The sequence below is a fragment of the Chloroflexota bacterium genome, assembly GCA_009840355.1.
Taxonomy (GTDB): domain Bacteria; phylum Chloroflexota; class Dehalococcoidia; order Lucifugimonadales; family JADFKI01; genus Bin90.
On the sequence record VXNZ01000050.1, the window covers coordinates 83588 to 99658 of the forward strand.

Sequence of the window (16071 nt, forward strand, 5' to 3'; positions counted from 1 at the left end):
CATGGCTAACAAGCTTGGCATACCCATTGACGACATTTTCCGGGAACGCGCGCAATGGGACCCTGTATATCGTGCAATGATGCTCCCAAGCGCAATCGACCTTCTTCTCTCCGATGATGTCAGAGTCGGGAAAATCGCACTACACTCTTGCATCTACTCCACCATCGGCTACGAAAAGCTTGGCGAGCTTATGGGCAAGACGCCCGACGACATCAAGCGCATGTGCCATCCCGACCACGACACAAGCGTGAACGACCTCTTCGACATAATCAAGCATATCCGGCAGCACGAAGGCATTCGCCTCGAAGTAAAGGGATGCTCTAGCGAGCAGGACTGCGAATCCGTTGCTCACGACGAGCCTGCCGAAACTGTCGCTGCTACATAATTCCTTCCCCCTTGACGGGGGAAGGTTAGGATGGGGGTGACGAACATCCCCTCTCCCGGAAGGAGAGGCTTAGGGTGAGGGCAAAACCAATGAACCTCTACATACTCAGGCACGGCATCGCTGCCGACCGCGATAGCCGCGAATACCCGGACGACGATTTGCGTCCTCTTACCGGCAGGGGCATTGACCGCATGCGCCGCCAAGTTGCGGGGATGAACGCCATTGGCATCGCTCCGGATGTGCTTATCGCCAGCCCGCTCGTGCGCGCCGCGCAGACGGCTGACATTGTGCGGCAAGGATTGGAATCGCCGCCGCGTATGGTGTCGTCCATTGCCCTTGTGCCTGAAGCGCACCCGAGCGCGATTCTTCACGACATTGCCACGCATCACTCCGCCGTTGCCGATGTGATGGTCGTCGGGCACGAGCCGCACCTTAGCAACCTTGTCGCCTTTGCGCTCACCGGCAGCGTCGCTGACATCGTCAAGCTCAAGAAAGGCGCGCTCTGCAAACTGTCGATTGACCCCGCGAACACGCCGGAACGCGCCCGCCTGCTATGGGCGCTGACGCCGCGCCAGATATTGAAAATGGCATAATCGACGCGGCAGAGTATAATCACTCGCAGATACTGTCTGATAGGATTGACGCGACCGAAGTGAGATACGCAAAGGGAGGTTCGTTATGACGGAACTGAGTCTGGCTTACGCCGTGCGGAGTTACAGCACCGGCACGCTTGGGCGCGCGATATGCAACGCGCGCAACCATCACTGGGTCGCCGACGACTCCGGCGGCGAGGAAATTGGCGCAGGTGAGCTATTCCTCGGCGGCATATCGGCATGCGCGGTCAATATGATCGAGCGCGTCGCGCAAGAGGAAGAGCGCCCGCTCGAATGGATGGACGTCAGCGTCGAGGCGTACCGCGACCCGAACCCGCCGCCGTCGGACAGGCTGGTGTACGACGACATCCGCATCCACTTCAAGATGTGGGGCGTGAGCGACGAAGACGGCGAAGCGCTGGTGGACACATGGAAACGCCGTTGACCGCTCTACGGTTCGGTTGCGGTCGCAACCCCAAGCACATCAGTAACGGCAGAGTTCAGCGCAGACCCGCACCCACGGAGTTAGAAGCGAACAGCAGAAAGGTACGCCAGCAAGAGCCTTGGGCGAGCGCATATCAGAGCCTCAGGCCTCTGTATTCGTCCGATAGCCTGCCGTTTGGCGAGAGGAACTTGGCGAAGGGACGCGGTTCGTTCGTGTCAACTCCTTCGAGAGTTTCCCACACCCTAAGCAAGGTAAGCAGAACTCTGGGAGGGCGTTCTTCGCCGGTCGTCAGGAATATGATGCCAATACCTGCATCTACGATCGCCTGGCGCTCGGTAGAAATAAGTAGCATCTTCTTGTTGCAGCTAAGAACCAGCATCCCAAGGCTTCCGGCCAAAGCCAGCCACTCCACATCGGGCATGCCTCCCCATCCTTGCCTCACAAGCGCCCTTGCGTCATATCCAACAGCAGTTAAAGCGATGGGAACTCCGGTGCCTATATCCTCATCGCAGAGAAGTATCACGCTGCAATTCCGTCCCCATACTGCAACACAGTTTCCACGACATCGGCTTCCATCTCCAAATCTTCGGCGATGAATCCAATCTTGTTACCCGCGCGCCAACGCTTGAAGACGGCGTTCACGCTGATTCCTCTGCCTTTGATAGTAGGGATGCCAGAGCTAATACGCGGGTCGATTACGATGGGATACTCTTTGCCTAAGGGGAACCATTTCGCCGCAAGTTCATCTTCGTACTCGACTTGGAGAATTGTGTCGATGATAAGCCCGGGCAAGGACCACTGCGCCGGGTTGTCAAACGCTTGCAGGCTGCCTCCAATATCTTCGCCTTCAAGCCGAGCGATGATATGTCCCCCCAGCGACTCCAATTTCAGATGAGCAAAGGGATACTCGACTTTCAAGATTTCCGCGGCGTTCCGATAGGCGGCATGCACATCACGATAACGCGCATTGTCAACCATTCTGAATCGCGCGGCAACGACTGTTTCCATTAGCTGAAGGTAGGACAGCATTGACCCACCGGCGACACCTCCGGGGAACAACGGAGGCACAGCGCCTTTGGCTTTCGTTGAGTATCCAAGGAACCAGTTTTTGACGGTGGTCGTTGACACATTGGCGAGGCGCGCGGCTTCAACGAAGCTATACATCGGTTGGGTTCGCCATTTGTCGGCAATGGCAGTCATACATCGCCTCCTCGAATTCGCCCTGCTGAAGCGGTGTGCTTGATATTATCATACCAGCGTCATTTCATACTAATGTGGACGAACCCTAGCCGCCGTTCTCATGCCCCTTACCCCCGCGCCATGAAGACAAACCGGAAATCCGCGCCTACGCAGTTTGCGCCGCGTGTCTTGCGAGCGCCGATGTTGTCCACGCTTAGCAGGTGGCCATAGTCCACGGCACCGTCCCAGCTTGGGTCGGTGTTCGCTGCCGCCTCGATGCTGCGCGCGCCCTGCGGCTCTACCAGCGCGTCTAGCATCGCTTCTGCCTGCCGCGCGTCCGCCGCCGAAACTAGCACTTCCACGCGCATGCTCCCCCTGACCGCGCCGCCAAGCGTCTCCACCGACTCGCGCGATTCCAGACGCACAATTGCCGCCGGGAATTCGTGCACGCTGTCCGGCGCGTGGTCGAATACCCGCAGCCCGTCTATGTTCGACAGAACAGACGCCAGCCCCCGCTTCGCTACACCGATTTCGTTCGCCATCACCATTCCCTCAAAATCCTAACCATCCTGTCCATCGGTTATTAATAGACACCAAGCGCGGGCTTGCGGTAGGCGCCTAGCAGCAAGCCGATGTCGGAGTCCATGCCGATTTCGCTTGTTTGCCAGTCGTCCACGCCGCCGCGCGCTCCGTGCCAAAGGCGCACCGCGAGCAGCAACGCAGCCTCGCCCACGGGCGGCGGATATTCATAGATGTCTATCGGCGCGTTTTGCGCTATCGATGCCGCCGTCGTGCCGTTCACTCCGCGCCGCACTGCCATCGTATCGCCGTCGCGCGCCAGCACATATATCTGCTCGCTGCCAATCAGCAGCGTGTTGCCCGCGCCAACTTCGGCACTCCCACTTACGGCAGCGGACAGCAAGATAGTCGCAGTATCGGCACCGGCGTTTGCGCCCACGACACGCGATATGCGCCGCAGATGCTGCCACCAACCCCATACGCCTTCGACCTCAACATTGCCGCGACCGGCCGGGAATATCGCCCTGCCGATCGCCGCGCCGGTGGCAAGCAGCCGCGTGTATGGACGCGAATACGGATTGCCCGCCGATGCCGGATCCGCGTCGTAGGGCAGCAGGTCGTAGTCGGCCGCGCTCCATGGCGTCGCCGGTCCTCTGATGCCGCCATAAATCCGCACGCCGTCCACGCTCACGAGATCCGGCACGCCGATAGTCGTTTCGCCGCTTCCGTCCAGCCGTATCGTCGCCCGCCGCGCGTAAAAGTGCCGGTTGCACCAGCGATCTATCGCGCCGCTCGCCGCCTCTGCCAGCGCCAGCAGCCTGTCATCATTCGCCGTCCCGGTGATGTTCAGCGCGGACGGACTTTTCAGCGCGTCCGGCGTTATGTATGCATGTGTCATAGAACAATCCTTCAAGCAAACATGGATGTACAAGATGGAAGGGATATATCCTGTCCATCCCCTCCATCCCATGTCCCATGTCGGTCTGGTGTTACGCTAGGTCGATGTTGTATTGCAAGCCTGTGTGCGTCGCCGTGCCGCGCGATCCGCTGCGCTCCGCCAGCGCGTGCCGGAAGCTCACCGTCACGACCGTCTGGCGTTTCTGCGTGTCGCGGTCAACGTCTATCATCAGCTGCCGGCGGAAGCCCTGCGCCCACTGCGTGCGGTTCACCAGCAGCAGACGACCCTTTGTGTTCGTCGCCGCGCCGTCCGTAATCTTGCCGTCCGCGTCCGCGAGCGCCATCTGCTCGGACACGATGACCGGTATGCCCTCGACCGCGCCCAGCATGCCCGTAAGCAGCGTGGCGTTCGGTCCGAGCTTGTCCATCGTCCTGAACTGCTCCACCGACTGCGCGCGGATGAAAGTGTTCACATCCATAACCCACGCCAACTGCGACGGGCGCGCGCCGTACTTGCCCAGCTTCGTCCGCAGCTCGTTGAACATATCATCCGACACGGCTGCGTTGTGATTGTTCGCCTGCGATGTGTTGTCCACCAGCGGCAGATGAATGATGCCGTCGTAGCCCACCAGCCAGTGCGCCTTGCCCGAAGTGCTCGCCGAAATCGTCGCGCCGTCCGTGTTGATGCCGTTCGTCTTGGTTCTGTCCGCATTCAGGATGATGTCGTCCAGTACCTCCGCGACATTGCGCACCAGACTAGCGCGAATCTCCGGCAGCATCGCGATAACGCCGTCCTCTTCCAGCGTGAAACTGTACGGCACCTGCCCGACAAGCTCGAACGCGGTCAGCGTTGTCCTGCCGGTGGCGAGCGCGGTGTCCGTGCTCGCCGTGTTCTCCGTGCCGGGGAAGAAGTTCACATCGCCGAGCTGACGCGGCACTTCAAACGGGTTAGACGGCATCGGGAATGTCGGCACGAGCGGCGCGACAAGCGTCTGCAAGTTCACATCCTGCCACAGTTCGCGCGCTTCGAGCGTTGCCACCAGTTCGTCGCCGCTGCCTGCGGTCGTGCTGTCCATCGCCGCGCGTGTCATTGCGCCCAGCAGCTGACGGCTGAAGCCCTGAAACTGCCCGGTGTCTTTCGAGTCCACGCTGAACCAGCGTTCGAGCTGCCGCTCCGCCGCCGTGTGCGACGCCTGTATGTCCGATGACGTGATACTCGCCGCAAGCAGCCGCTTCGCCTCTTCCGCGCGCTCGATCCAAGCGGGACCGAAGCCTTCGCGCCGCTGCGAATGCGCGAACCGCCGCACCAGCGCCAAATCCAGAATGTCCATGCCCGCGTAAGCGCCCGACGGCACGGTGGGCAGCGCGGCATCCTGCGCGTAGCCGCTCAGCGCATTGCGCCGGACGCTGCGCTCGCGCTCGACCGCCGAGTTCACCGTCCGCGCGATGCGCTCCGTCTCTTCGCGCAGCAGCCCAATCTCGCCGCTCACCGGCTCGAACCGCTCGCGCACGAACGAATTGATGTCCGCTAAGTCCTTCTTGATTCCCTGAATGTCCGTAGTCGTCATCCCAATCCTCCCTTTCTCATCCACTCCGTTAAATCCCTTCCCCCTTGATAGGGGAAGGTTAGGATGGGGGTGATAGTCTTCCCCATCCCATCCATCCATGTCAGTTCCGTCCTCTATCAGCGAATCGAGCATTCTCCGGTGAGTCTCGCGCAGCGCGTCCGGGTCTGCCGGCACGGACACGATTGACCATTCCAGCAGTTCCGCCCGCACATCCCGCACGCCGCCTTGCTTGGCGGGTACGCTCTCCGTGGGCAGCCAGCTTATCGACGCCGCTTGCAGAAAACCCTTGTCCCATGCGTTCCGTATGCGCTGCGCGAACGGGTCGTCCTCCAGGAACTCGAACTCCGCCACGATACCGCCGTCCTCAGCGCGGCTGATGTTCAGCGTTCTGCCGATGGGCAGCCCGCCGGACGGCGACCGCCCCGTCGAATCGTGCGCCCACATCACCACCGGATTGCGGCGATAATTGTCGAACCGCAGCCCCGCAAGGTCTATCTCCGGCGCCGTCCGCGCTCTATCGTTCGCCGCGATGACCACACTGCGCCGAGTGTCGTCCATCGCGTCACGCCGCACGATGCTCATGCTCATCGACCGAATCCTATCTTCCATCCATAACCTCCGTTCTCTCCGTCCCATCACGCAAACATATTAGGACTATTGTTCGTATATGTCAAGCCATTTTATGTATTGATATGCGGGATGGGCAGGGCGAGATACGACAATTATGCTTGGCTATCAAGGACTATGCCGCGTATCAATGTTAATTATCCGCGCTTGATATACTCATGTGCCGATGTTACACTCTTGCCCAATCTACGCTCGTTGCCGGAGGTTCGCACTATGAAACTGGGTAAAATCGCGTTTGGACTATTGGCAATCACGATTACCGCGCTGTTCGTAGCGGCTTGCGGCGGCGCGGCGACTCCACAGCCTGCCAGCGCGCCACAGCAGCAGGCGGCGCCGGCGGCAGCGCCCGCACAGGCACCTGCGCCACAGCAGCAAGCGGCGCCGGCTCAGCCACAAGCACCGGCGCAACCCGCGCCCGCTGCGCCCGCTGCGCCCGTGCAGTCCGGCGCGCCGCTCCCTGTGCCGACAGTGGCGATAGCGGCAGTCGCGCAGGAACGCAGACCGGCTCCTACGCCGACCGGTCAGCAGGCGATTCCCGGCGGCATCCTAGTCCCCCTTGCGGGCTTCGACCTAGGGCACACCGACCCGCACCGCAACACATCGGTCGCCGAACTGTCGTACATGACGCACATCTACCCCGGCATCTTGCAGTACAGCACCGAGACTTGGGTTGATGTTGTCCCTGACCTCGCCACTTCGTGGGAAGTGGATTCCAGCGGCAAGGTCTATACCTTCAAGGTGCGCGACGGAGTAACATACAGCGACGGCACGGCGGTCAGCTCGGAAGATATGGCGTACTCGCTCAACCGCATGGTAGAACGCCCCAACGACATCGCGATGCCGCGTTCCGGCTGCATCCGCGGCTTTATGGACGGCGCGCAGGCGGTAGATCCGGCGACGCTGCAAGTCTCGCTGAAAGACCCGGCGGTCGGATTCCTTGGCTGCGTCGCATCGCCGTGGATTTCCATTCCGCCAAAGTCCATCCTTGAAGAGGTTGACACCGGCGCGGACCCCGGACGCCAGCTTGAACTCGACGAAGTGATAGGCGCAGGACCGTTCATCTTGAAGAACTACCAGCGCGGCATATCGTTCGAGGTGGAGCGCAACGCGAGCTACTACGACCAGCCATTCCCGTATCTCGACGGCGTGCGGCATGTCATCGTAACCGACCCTAGTTCGCGCGTGGCGGCGTTCCGCACCGGACACGCGCACAAGGAAGCCGTCTTCCCCGCATTCGGCGCGGACGACGACATTGCCATTCGCGAACAGATGGGCGACCGGCTCTTCGTGAGCGAGACGGTAGGCTTTGGAGTGGGCGGCATCCACATCAACTTGCGCAACGCTCCCTTCGATGATGTGCGTGTGCGCCAAGCCTTGCAGCTCGCCACCGACCGCGAAGCGATGATTGAGCTGATTCACCCGGCAGGCGGCGAGCCGCAGTGCTATTACCCCTGCATTTTCGATTGGATTTACACTGTTGAAGACTACATGCAAATCCCCGGCTTCCGCTTCGACCAAAAGGCAGAGGACATCGAAGAGGCAAAGCGCCTGCTAGCCGAAGCGGGATACCCGGACGGCTTCGACGCGACCATCACCTTCCGCAAGGTCGGACCGTATCCGGACTACTCGGCGATAGTCGCGCAGCAGTGGAAGGAAATCGGCATCGACCTGACGCTGCGCCCGATGGAGAGCGCGGCAGGGTTCGCCGCCTACCAGCAGGGCGACTTCGAGATTAACTGGCAGGGCACCGGGCTTAACTTCCTTGACCCGGACGCCGCGAACGACCTGCTCTGGCTGCCCACCGCCGGCCGCAACTATCAAGGCTGGGAGAACGCCGAGTTCATCGCGCTGTTCAATGAAGAAAAGCAGGAAGTCGATCAGAGCAAGCGCGGCGAGCTGCTGCGCCAGATGACCGACATTCTGCTGCAGGATGTGCCGTACATACCCGGCACGCAGGGCATTGGCTTCCACTTGCAGTACAGCTGCGTAAAGGACTACACTCAGCCCCGCGCGCTCGGACAAAACAACTACCGCTTCGACCGCGTCTGGCTGGACCAAGAAGAGCCCTGCCGCTAGGTCGGGGCAATGCCCTGTGCCGCTGCCGTATCCGGGCGGGCATCCCCAATGCCCCGAAACGCCTAACAAGCGCGTTAAGTATCATGATGTACAGAATGGGTAGGATAAGTGCCTTCCCCCGCGTCAAGGGGGAGGCACGAGACGGGGGCACGAATCACCACGAATACCGTAGCGAAGAGTCTGCCAAGTGCACCGTTTCGTTTTGGGCTGCCTAGGCAGCGTTGACATTTCGCCATTTCCCTGTCATTTCGAGTGAAGCGAGAAATCTAAAGTCGTGAACCGGCTTACGCGCAATGATTTTAGATTCCTCACTGCGTTCGGAATGACAGGATAAAGTCGGGAATGACATGACAAATGGTGTGGCATGGCAGAATAGATTTGATTTTCAAGTCCGAAACGCTTCATTAACCAAATGTCAACAGAACCTAGTATGACAGGGAAGGTTGACTGTTGCGCGCCTATGTAGTCCGAAGACTGCTCCTCTTCTTCCCAACCCTGATTGGGGTATCCCTCATCGTATTCATCATCCTGCGAATCGTGCCGGGCGACCCTGCGTTCATAATGCTCGCCGGGTACGAAGGCGAAGGTTCGTTCACGCAGGATGAGTTGGACCGTGTGCGCCGGCGTTTGGGCTTGGACGCGCCCATCTATGTGCAGTATGTCAAGTGGATCGCCAGCGCGGTGCAGTTGGACTTCGGCGATTCGTTCTTCACCAACCGCCCGATATGGGAAGAAGTGCGACCGCGCCTGCCGCTGACATTCCAGTTCGCGTTTATGGCGATATTCCTCGCCATAGCCTTCGCCGTGCCAATGGGCATCATATCCGCCACGCGCCAAGACACCTGGATAGACTACTTCCTGCGCATCTTCGCCATCATCGGCTTGGCAATGCCAACATTCTGGGTTGGCGCGCTGCTGCTATTATGCCTGTCGCTCTGGTTCAACTGGTTTCCGCCGCTCGGCTACACCGCGCCGTGGGTTGATCTGAAGACGAACTTCATACAGCTCATATTCCCCGCCGTCGCGCTTGCGTATTCCACGAACGCGGTCGCAGCCAGGATGACACGCTCGCAGATGCTCGAAGTGCTGCGCGAAGACTACATCCGCACCGCAATGGCGAAGGGCTTACTAGAGCGCGTAGTCGTACTCCGACATGCCTTGAAGAACGCCGCGCTGCCCGTGCTAACATTATTCGGCGTGCAGTTCGGCTTTCTACTGGGCGGCTCGGTCGTCATCGAGAGCGTCTTCAGCCTGCCGGGAATAGGACGGCTGCTCATCTTCGCCATCAACACGCGGGACTTCCCGATGGTGCAATTCCTGGTGATGTTCATCGCGTTCATCTTCCTGTCCGTCAACCTAATGGTTGACCTGCTGTACGGCTGGCTAGACCCACGCATACGCTACGAATAGTTGCCCCGCGAGCAATCCCAATCCCCAATCTACGCACGAAGAACCACACCGGAATAATCTCGCACCGCCAAAGGCGTCATAATGACCGACAAGTCCGTTGAAGCGACCCTCGCCGTAGAGTTCGGCATGAGCAGGAAGCAAAGCCTGCTCATACGGGCGTGGTGGCTTGTGAAATCGAAGCCGCTCGGCGCGCTCGGCGGGTTCATTCTGATTTTCGCCATTCTGGTGGCGATATTCGCGCCGGTCATCAGCCCGTATGACCCGGAAATATCCGACCGCACATCGCGGCTGACGCCGCCGGACACGAAACACTGGTTCGGCACAGACCATATCGCGCGCGATGTGCTGAGCCGAGTAATCTACGGCTCGCGCGTGTCTCTGCTGGTGGGCTTCATAGCGGTCGTAACGAGCAGCGTACTAGGCACGGCGCTAGGGGTGGCAAGCGCATACTTCGGCAAGACGCTCGACCTGCTGCTGCAGCGCGTCGTGGACTCTATGCAGGCGCTGCCGGGACTTGTGCTCGCGCTCACGCTGATGGCGGCGATGGGACCATCGCTGACGGCGGTCATCATCGCGATAACGGCGGTGCGCGTGCCGGGCACGGTCAGAACGGTGCGCTCCGTCGCGCTCAGCGTCAAGGCGAGCCAGTACGCGGAGGCGGCGCGTGCCGTTGGCGCAGACGACTGGCGGGTAATGTTCCGTCACATAACGCCGAACTGCATGGCGCCCGTCATAGTCGTGGGCTCAGCGGTGCTAGGCGGCGCAATCGTAACGGAGGCAAGCCTAAGCTTCCTCGGGCTAGGCGTGCCGCCCAACATCCCGACTTGGGGCAACATGCTAGGACAGGCGCAGGAGCGCTACATCGCCGCGGGACCCTGGACGAGCGTCTTCCCCGGATTAGCCCTGACCTTCACCGCCTTCGGCATCAACCTACTAGGTGACGCCCTCCGCGACATCCTAGACCCAAGACTCCGCGGCAGCCGGTAAACGCAGCCGGTAAGACTGGATAGCGATGTAAAGGCTAGATATTAAACTGCGGGTCGTCGTAGTTGTCTAGCTTGTTGTATATCTGTATCCGCCAGCGCTGTGGGTCAACCACCAGCAGCCGCGACTTCACCGGGTCGAACTCCACCGCCATCGGCAGCGCGAACCGCCACTCGGGTTCGAGGCTGTACACCCGCCGCCGCGCCTTGTACACGTCCGGGTTGCTCAGCACATACTCGTGCTGCCACTTAGACAACTCTTGCGCGTCCCCGGAGAATGTCGTGATGTAGTTGGCGTCCGCGTCATACGCCTGCACGCGGTTGTTCACCCAGTCGCACACATATATGTCGCCTTCCGGATCGACCGCGACATCGGTCGGGTGATCGAACTGCGCCTCGCCGTCGCCAAGCTCGCCCAGCCTGAACACAAACTCGCCGTCCGCGTCGAATTTCTGTATGCGGTGGTTCTTGTGGTCGGCGACATACACGCATCCGCAGGAGTCCACGGTCAAGCCCCACGGCGCGTTCAACTCGCCGTCGCCATCGCCACGCTGCCCGAACACAATGCTCGGGTTGCCGAACTTGTCCAACTTCTGCACGCGGTGATTGAGCGTGTCGGACACATACAGGTCGTCGTTGTTGTCGATCGCGATGCCGGACGGGCGGTTGAACTGCCCCGGACCGCTGCCAAGCTCGCCGAACATCCGCAGAAAGCCGCCGTCCTTGTCGAACACCGATACGCGGTGCAGCCACTCGTCGGTTACATACACATTCTCGTCGCTGTCCACCGCCACGCCTGCGGGCCACATAAACTCCCCGCCGCCGTCGCCGCACGTGCCGAACTGAGTCAAAATCTCTTCGTCGCCGGGCATATCTCCGATGGTAATCTTCGTGATATTGCTGTTCTGCGGGCGGCGCAGCAGCACGAAAACATCGTCGTCCTGCCCGACCGTCAGCGTCAGCATCCCCGTTATCTGCCGCCCGCCCACGACATGGCTGTAGTCGTACACTCTATCGGCAACTATTCTCGTCAGCATAGGCGCTTACCTCGCAGTCAAGCGGTTTTGTGTGTTGTGGTGGGACTATACAGAAATATCGCGGAAATCTCGCAAGACGCTACGCAAACATATACTCTCGCGTGGACACGATGAGCTGCAGAAGCTCCGCAATCTCTCGCGCGCCCTCGGCGTCGGACTTGCCGTCGCCGCCGCACACGCCGTTCTGCACGGCATGCGCCACGAGTTCGGCGCGTGTGCCTTCGTTGAACTGCAACGGCCCCATCAAGTCGAGGCATGCATCCACCAGTGCCTCGGGCGTGGTCGACTCCGCTTGCGCGCGCTCGATAAGCCTGCGTATGCCGGGTCGGTCCGTCTCGTTCACCATATCCGCGACGAAGTTCGTTCGCTTCATCAACGCGCCGCTGTTTATCCACTCGACACCGGAGTGCCAGCCTTCTACGCTCGGCGGATTGAGCAGTTCCTGCCCCATATAGGTGATGTGGTTCGCCCACGCGTATATGTCCGGCGTGGGCAGCTCGGCGTCGCCTGCCATCCGCAGTGTGCTGACGACGACTTCGGTCGGGTTCTTCACCTTGCGGAACAGCGCCGCCTTGAAGAAGTCGGAGTTGAAGAGCATACGCAGCACGGCGCGAATATCGTAGTCCGTCTCCATCAGCGCATTCGACAGGAAGTCGATGGCTTCGGGATCGTTCGGCGGCGTCACCGGCCACGCGGGCACCTGCACCTCGTCAGCCACGAAGAAGCTGTACAGGTGTCGCGCCACGAACCGCGCCGTGGCGGGCTGCTTCAGGATGATATCGATGATGTCTTCACCATTGAAGTCGCCCGTCTCGCCGAGGAATGTCTTATCGCCGTGGTCGTGGTCGTCTTCCCTGTACTCGAAGTACCAGTCCCACCTGCCCATGTGGAAGCGCGGCAACTTGGGCGTCATAGTCCAGCCGGTGAACGCGCGAGAGCATTCGCGCACATCGTCTTCGGTGTAGTTGCTCACGCCCATGCTGAACAGCTCGAGCAGTTCTCTGCCCCAGTTTTCGTTCACGGCGGTCGCGTGGTTCTCGTTGTTGTCCAGCCAGAATAGCATCGCCGGGTTCTTCGACACCGCCAGCAGCAGGTCACGGTACTTGCCCATGCCCTTCTCGCGGAACATGTCGATCATATCCGTAATTTCGTCATAGTGATCGACCTTCGACACGCCCGTTGCGAAAATCTGGTGCCAGAACAGGCACATTTTTTCTTCCAGTGGCGCCTTCGTGTTAATCATCCGCCAGACCCAGCTTACCTGCCCGACGCCGCCGAGCGTGCCCGGCTTCCACTGCAAATGGTGATAGCGCAGGAACTCGTAGATGTCCACCGGCTCCTGCCGCTCCGGGTGCAGCAAGTCTTCGACCGTCTCTTCATACCCGACGGCAAGCCGCCGTTCCAGCTCTTCGCGCGAAGCGCCAAAGCCTGCGCGCCGCATCAAGTGGGCTATCATTGCAAGGTCGCTGCTCATCGTTGACCTCCTACCGCCGGTACGAGGGTACCGGCCCGGACACTATCTCGAAACACCGCTACGGGAATACACGGCAAAATGCGGCACAGCCGCACGTCAGTCGCCTGTCCGCAATTATATGGCATGCAAGTTAAACACCGCAACGCGCGGCGATGCAGTCCGACTTGTTCATACAACCGGACAATTCATAATAATAAGGCGCGCGCTCCGGTGGCATCTGCGTTGTGCCGCGAAGATTAGCGGATTCGCCCACATCCTAACCTTCCCCGTCTAGCCTTCCCTATCAAAGCGTGAAGGGGCTTTTTGCCTCAAACCGCAACACTACCTGCCGCCCTCGATATACGGACGGCAGGTAGTTTCTCTCATTGCACACTTATCCCAGCGTCTTCATCGCCGCGGTATGGTCCCACGGCGTTATCCACTCGTCCTGTATTTCCATGCCGAAACCGGGCGCGTCCGACGGCACAACATAGCCGTCCTTAGGCATTGGCATGCCGGGGATAGGGCAGACCTCCTCCAGCGGCACGCCGGGGTCCGAGCCCATCCAGAACTCCGCCATCGGCGATTCGGGCATTGCCATGCCGAAGTGCTGCCCGTATGGTGTGCCCGCGCCTGCGTGCGGTATCGTCGCGATGCCCGCCGCCTCCGCGATGGTGTATATCTTCACCGCTTCAGTCAGCCCACCGCACCACTTGAGGTCGGGCTGCGCAATGTCTATCGCGCGATGCTCGATGAGTTGGCGGAACGCATGCCTGCCGTGGTGGTCTTCGCCGGTGGCGAGCGGCACCCAGTTTATCGCCTTTCGCAGTTCGATATGCCCCTCGAGGTCGGTTGGGATTAGCGGTTCTTCCAGCCAGCGCAAGCCATACTTTCGCAGCCGCTCGGCAACGCGCACCGCGAACTCCACATTGAACGACATCACAGGATTGTACATCAGCTCCACATCGTAGCCCACCATATCTCGCGCCCTGCCGATATGCTCGTCCAAGATGTTCAGCCCGTCCATGCCCTCTTCGTAGTGCACCGGATTGCTCACTTTGAAGGCATGGAAGCCGAGTTCCATCGACCAGTCGAGATCGTCCGATGTTACATACAAGTCAACCTTGTCGCGGCACGGGCCGCCGAGCAGCCGATAGACAGGCTGTTCGAGAAGCTTGCCCTTCAAGTCCCACAACGCGAGGTCGATGCCGGACTGCGCGACGGTCGCGATGCCGCCCGCGCCGAACCGTTGCGTGGAACGCCACATCAGGTCGTTCAGGAACTCGGTGGCGAAGCAGTCGCGCCCGGCAAGCAGCGGTCCAAAATGGTAGTCCACAAGCGTGGCGGTAAGCTCGCCGAAACTGCACTGCCCCAGCCCGTAAGTGCCGTCCTCTGCGACGACCTGCACCCAAAGCTCCTCTTGCGTATTCGCGCCCGGCATCGACCCGTGCATACGCGGAAACTCCGGATACTTATTGATTGGTAAAGCGCGCCGCGCATGCGAGTTCCAGCCATCACGCCGAGCCGGCGTTTTAGGCGGCGTACGCGGTATATTCACCGAAACCGCTCGTACAGACTTGATTTTCATATTCGTCTTCTCCTTACAGCAATAATGTGCTTCATATCAAAGGGACGCTACAAAGTAAGGTAGCGCGAATCAAAAGCGCAGCAAGCATATCACAAAGACGATTTCACAAATCCCTAATGTTGTCATCCCGCATCGTTTTCACGTCATCCCACACCGTTTTCATGTCATTCCGAACGCAGTGAGGAATCTAAAGCATGTCCCTGCGAAGGCAGGGATCGCCGCATGCAAACCTGCTTCCGACTTTAGATTCCTCGCTTCGCTCGAAATGACAAGGGTAAATTGCATTTGTAAAGTCGTCTCATCAAGCCCCAAACCAGCATTTTGAGCACCGCAGGCTATGGTATCCTCTCTACCATGAGCGAACGAACAATACGCGTTACCCGCGAGGCATTCCGCGAACGGGCGGCGCTGGATACGGCTGTATCACGGGCGTTGCTGCGACAGATCGCGCGCGGCGATGAACCGGAGACGCTGCGGATTTACACACCGGCGGATGTTGTCGCGTTCGGACCGCAGGACACGCGCGCGCCAAGATACGCCGACGCTGCCGCCTTTGCGCGAGCCGCCGGATTCGAGGCTATCGAACGGCTGGCGGGCGGACGCGCGGCGGTGTTCCACGACGGCACTATCGCATTCTCGTGGACGATGCCCGACACGACGAAGCCGCGCGGCGATGTGATGGCGCGCTTCGACGAGACCGCCGACATTATGCTGCGCGCGCTGCGAAGTCTAGGCATTGACGCGCGGGTAGGCGAGGTCGCAGGCGAGTACTGCCCCGGTCAGCACAGCGTCAACGCGCGCGGCGAGCGCAAGCTGATGGGCGTCGGGCAGCGGCTAATCCGGGGTGCGGCGCATGTCGGCGGCGTGGTCGTCGTAAGCGGCAGCGAGCGCATCCGCGATGTCCTGCTGCCCGTGTACGACGCGCTAGGCGTAGATTGGACGCCCGAAACCGTCGGCAGCATCGAAGACGAAGTGCAAGGCGCCGCCTACGACACCGTAGCACAGGCGATACTCAACGAATTCGCCGCGCGCTATACGCTATACGATGGCAAACTCGCCCCTAAAACGCTGCAAATGGCAAAGGCGCTAGAAGACGAGCATCTAGCCCCATCCCTAACATCCTGACTATCCTGTTGAGACGATTTCATAAATCCCTTTCCCCCTTGATGGGCTAACAGGGGGTAGGCAAATTTGCAAATCAACTATGAACGCTGCCCAAAAGTCCCCTCCCCCTTGATGGAGAAAGGTGCTGTCCAAAAGTCCCTTCCCCCTTGATGGGGGAAGGTTAGGATGGGGGTGAAAGATCGCGCA

General features: G+C 60.1%; 15 protein-coding genes. 7 read left to right on the forward strand and 8 right to left on the reverse strand.

The features are described 5' to 3' along the window. Position 1: 1 nt before the first annotated feature. The 3 genes from F4X57_13465 to F4X57_13475 all read left to right on the forward strand — a co-directional run bounded on the left by F4X57_13465 (position 2) and on the right by F4X57_13475 (position 1423). A complete protein-coding gene (locus tag F4X57_13465) occupies positions 2-385 on the forward strand; it encodes a hypothetical protein (GenBank protein MYC08160.1) in 384 nt (127 codons plus the stop codon). Between the two features lie 89 nt (positions 386-474). Then, entirely contained in the window at positions 475-978 is a 504-nt protein-coding gene (gene sixA / locus F4X57_13470; GenBank protein ID MYC08161.1) for a phosphohistidine phosphatase SixA, read from the forward strand. An 85-nt stretch (positions 979-1063) separates the two neighbouring features. Further along, positions 1064-1423 carry an OsmC family protein gene (locus F4X57_13475; GenBank protein ID MYC08162.1) on the forward strand — a complete coding sequence of 120 codons (360 nt, stop codon included), beginning with the start codon at positions 1064-1066 and terminating at the stop codon, positions 1421-1423. 133 nt (positions 1424-1556) lie between these two features. Here the strand turns inward: F4X57_13475 and F4X57_13480 are convergent, their stop codons facing one another. The 5 genes from F4X57_13480 to F4X57_13500 all read right to left on the reverse strand — a co-directional run bounded on the left by F4X57_13480 (position 1557) and on the right by F4X57_13500 (position 6222). Further along, positions 1557-1802, reverse strand: a complete 246-nt coding sequence (locus F4X57_13480; protein MYC08163.1) for a hypothetical protein — start codon at positions 1800-1802, stop codon at positions 1557-1559. 140 nt (positions 1803-1942) lie between these two features. Next, positions 1943-2623 (reverse strand): DUF433 domain-containing protein, encoded by a 681-nt coding sequence (locus F4X57_13485; GenBank protein MYC08164.1) that lies wholly within the window; start codon positions 2621-2623, stop codon positions 1943-1945. Positions 2624-2730: 107 nt separating this feature from the next. After that, a complete protein-coding gene (locus tag F4X57_13490) occupies positions 2731-3144 on the reverse strand; it encodes a hypothetical protein (protein ID MYC08165.1) in 414 nt (137 codons plus the stop codon). Between the two features lie 41 nt (positions 3145-3185). Next, on the reverse strand, positions 3186-4019 hold the full coding sequence (locus F4X57_13495; protein ID MYC08166.1) for a hypothetical protein: 834 nt from the start codon (positions 4017-4019) through the stop codon (positions 3186-3188). A 91-nt stretch (positions 4020-4110) separates the two neighbouring features. Next, entirely contained in the window at positions 4111-6222 is a 2112-nt protein-coding gene (locus tag F4X57_13500) for a phage major capsid protein (GenBank protein ID MYC08167.1), read from the reverse strand. Between the two features lie 204 nt (positions 6223-6426). Here F4X57_13500 and F4X57_13505 point away from each other — a divergent pair, with 204 nt between their 5' ends. The 3 genes from F4X57_13505 to F4X57_13515 all read left to right on the forward strand — a co-directional run bounded on the left by F4X57_13505 (position 6427) and on the right by F4X57_13515 (position 10686). Then, the gene (locus F4X57_13505; GenBank protein MYC08168.1) at positions 6427-8289 is read left to right on the forward strand and encodes an ABC transporter substrate-binding protein; all 1863 of its coding nucleotides are present in this window, start codon (positions 6427-6429) and stop codon (positions 8287-8289) included. Between the two features lie 447 nt (positions 8290-8736). Further along, positions 8737-9699, forward strand: coding sequence for an ABC transporter permease (locus tag F4X57_13510; protein ID MYC08169.1), 963 nt, complete (start codon positions 8737-8739; stop codon positions 9697-9699). 81 nt (positions 9700-9780) lie between these two features. Next, positions 9781-10686, forward strand: a complete 906-nt coding sequence (locus tag F4X57_13515; GenBank protein ID MYC08170.1) for an ABC transporter permease — start codon at positions 9781-9783, stop codon at positions 10684-10686. A gap of 34 nt (positions 10687-10720) precedes the next feature. Here the strand turns inward: F4X57_13515 and F4X57_13520 are convergent, their stop codons facing one another. From F4X57_13520 to F4X57_13530, 3 genes are all read right to left on the reverse strand, one after another. Continuing rightward, a complete protein-coding gene (locus F4X57_13520; protein ID MYC08171.1) occupies positions 10721-11719 on the reverse strand; it encodes a 6-bladed beta-propeller in 999 nt (332 codons plus the stop codon). Positions 11720-11798: 79 nt separating this feature from the next. After that, on the reverse strand, positions 11799-13193 hold the full coding sequence (locus F4X57_13525) for a DUF1800 domain-containing protein (GenBank protein ID MYC08172.1): 1395 nt from the start codon (positions 13191-13193) through the stop codon (positions 11799-11801). Positions 13194-13566: 373 nt separating this feature from the next. Next, positions 13567-14760 carry a hypothetical protein gene (locus F4X57_13530; protein ID MYC08173.1) on the reverse strand — a complete coding sequence of 398 codons (1194 nt, stop codon included), beginning with the start codon at positions 14758-14760 and terminating at the stop codon, positions 13567-13569. A 354-nt stretch (positions 14761-15114) separates the two neighbouring features. On the opposite strand from F4X57_13530, the gene F4X57_13535 reads away from it, so the two are divergent. Beyond that, complete coding sequence (locus F4X57_13535; protein ID MYC08174.1) at positions 15115-15885, forward strand: lipoate--protein ligase family protein; 771 nt, start codon at positions 15115-15117, stop codon at positions 15883-15885. Positions 15886-16071 lie beyond the last annotated feature (186 nt).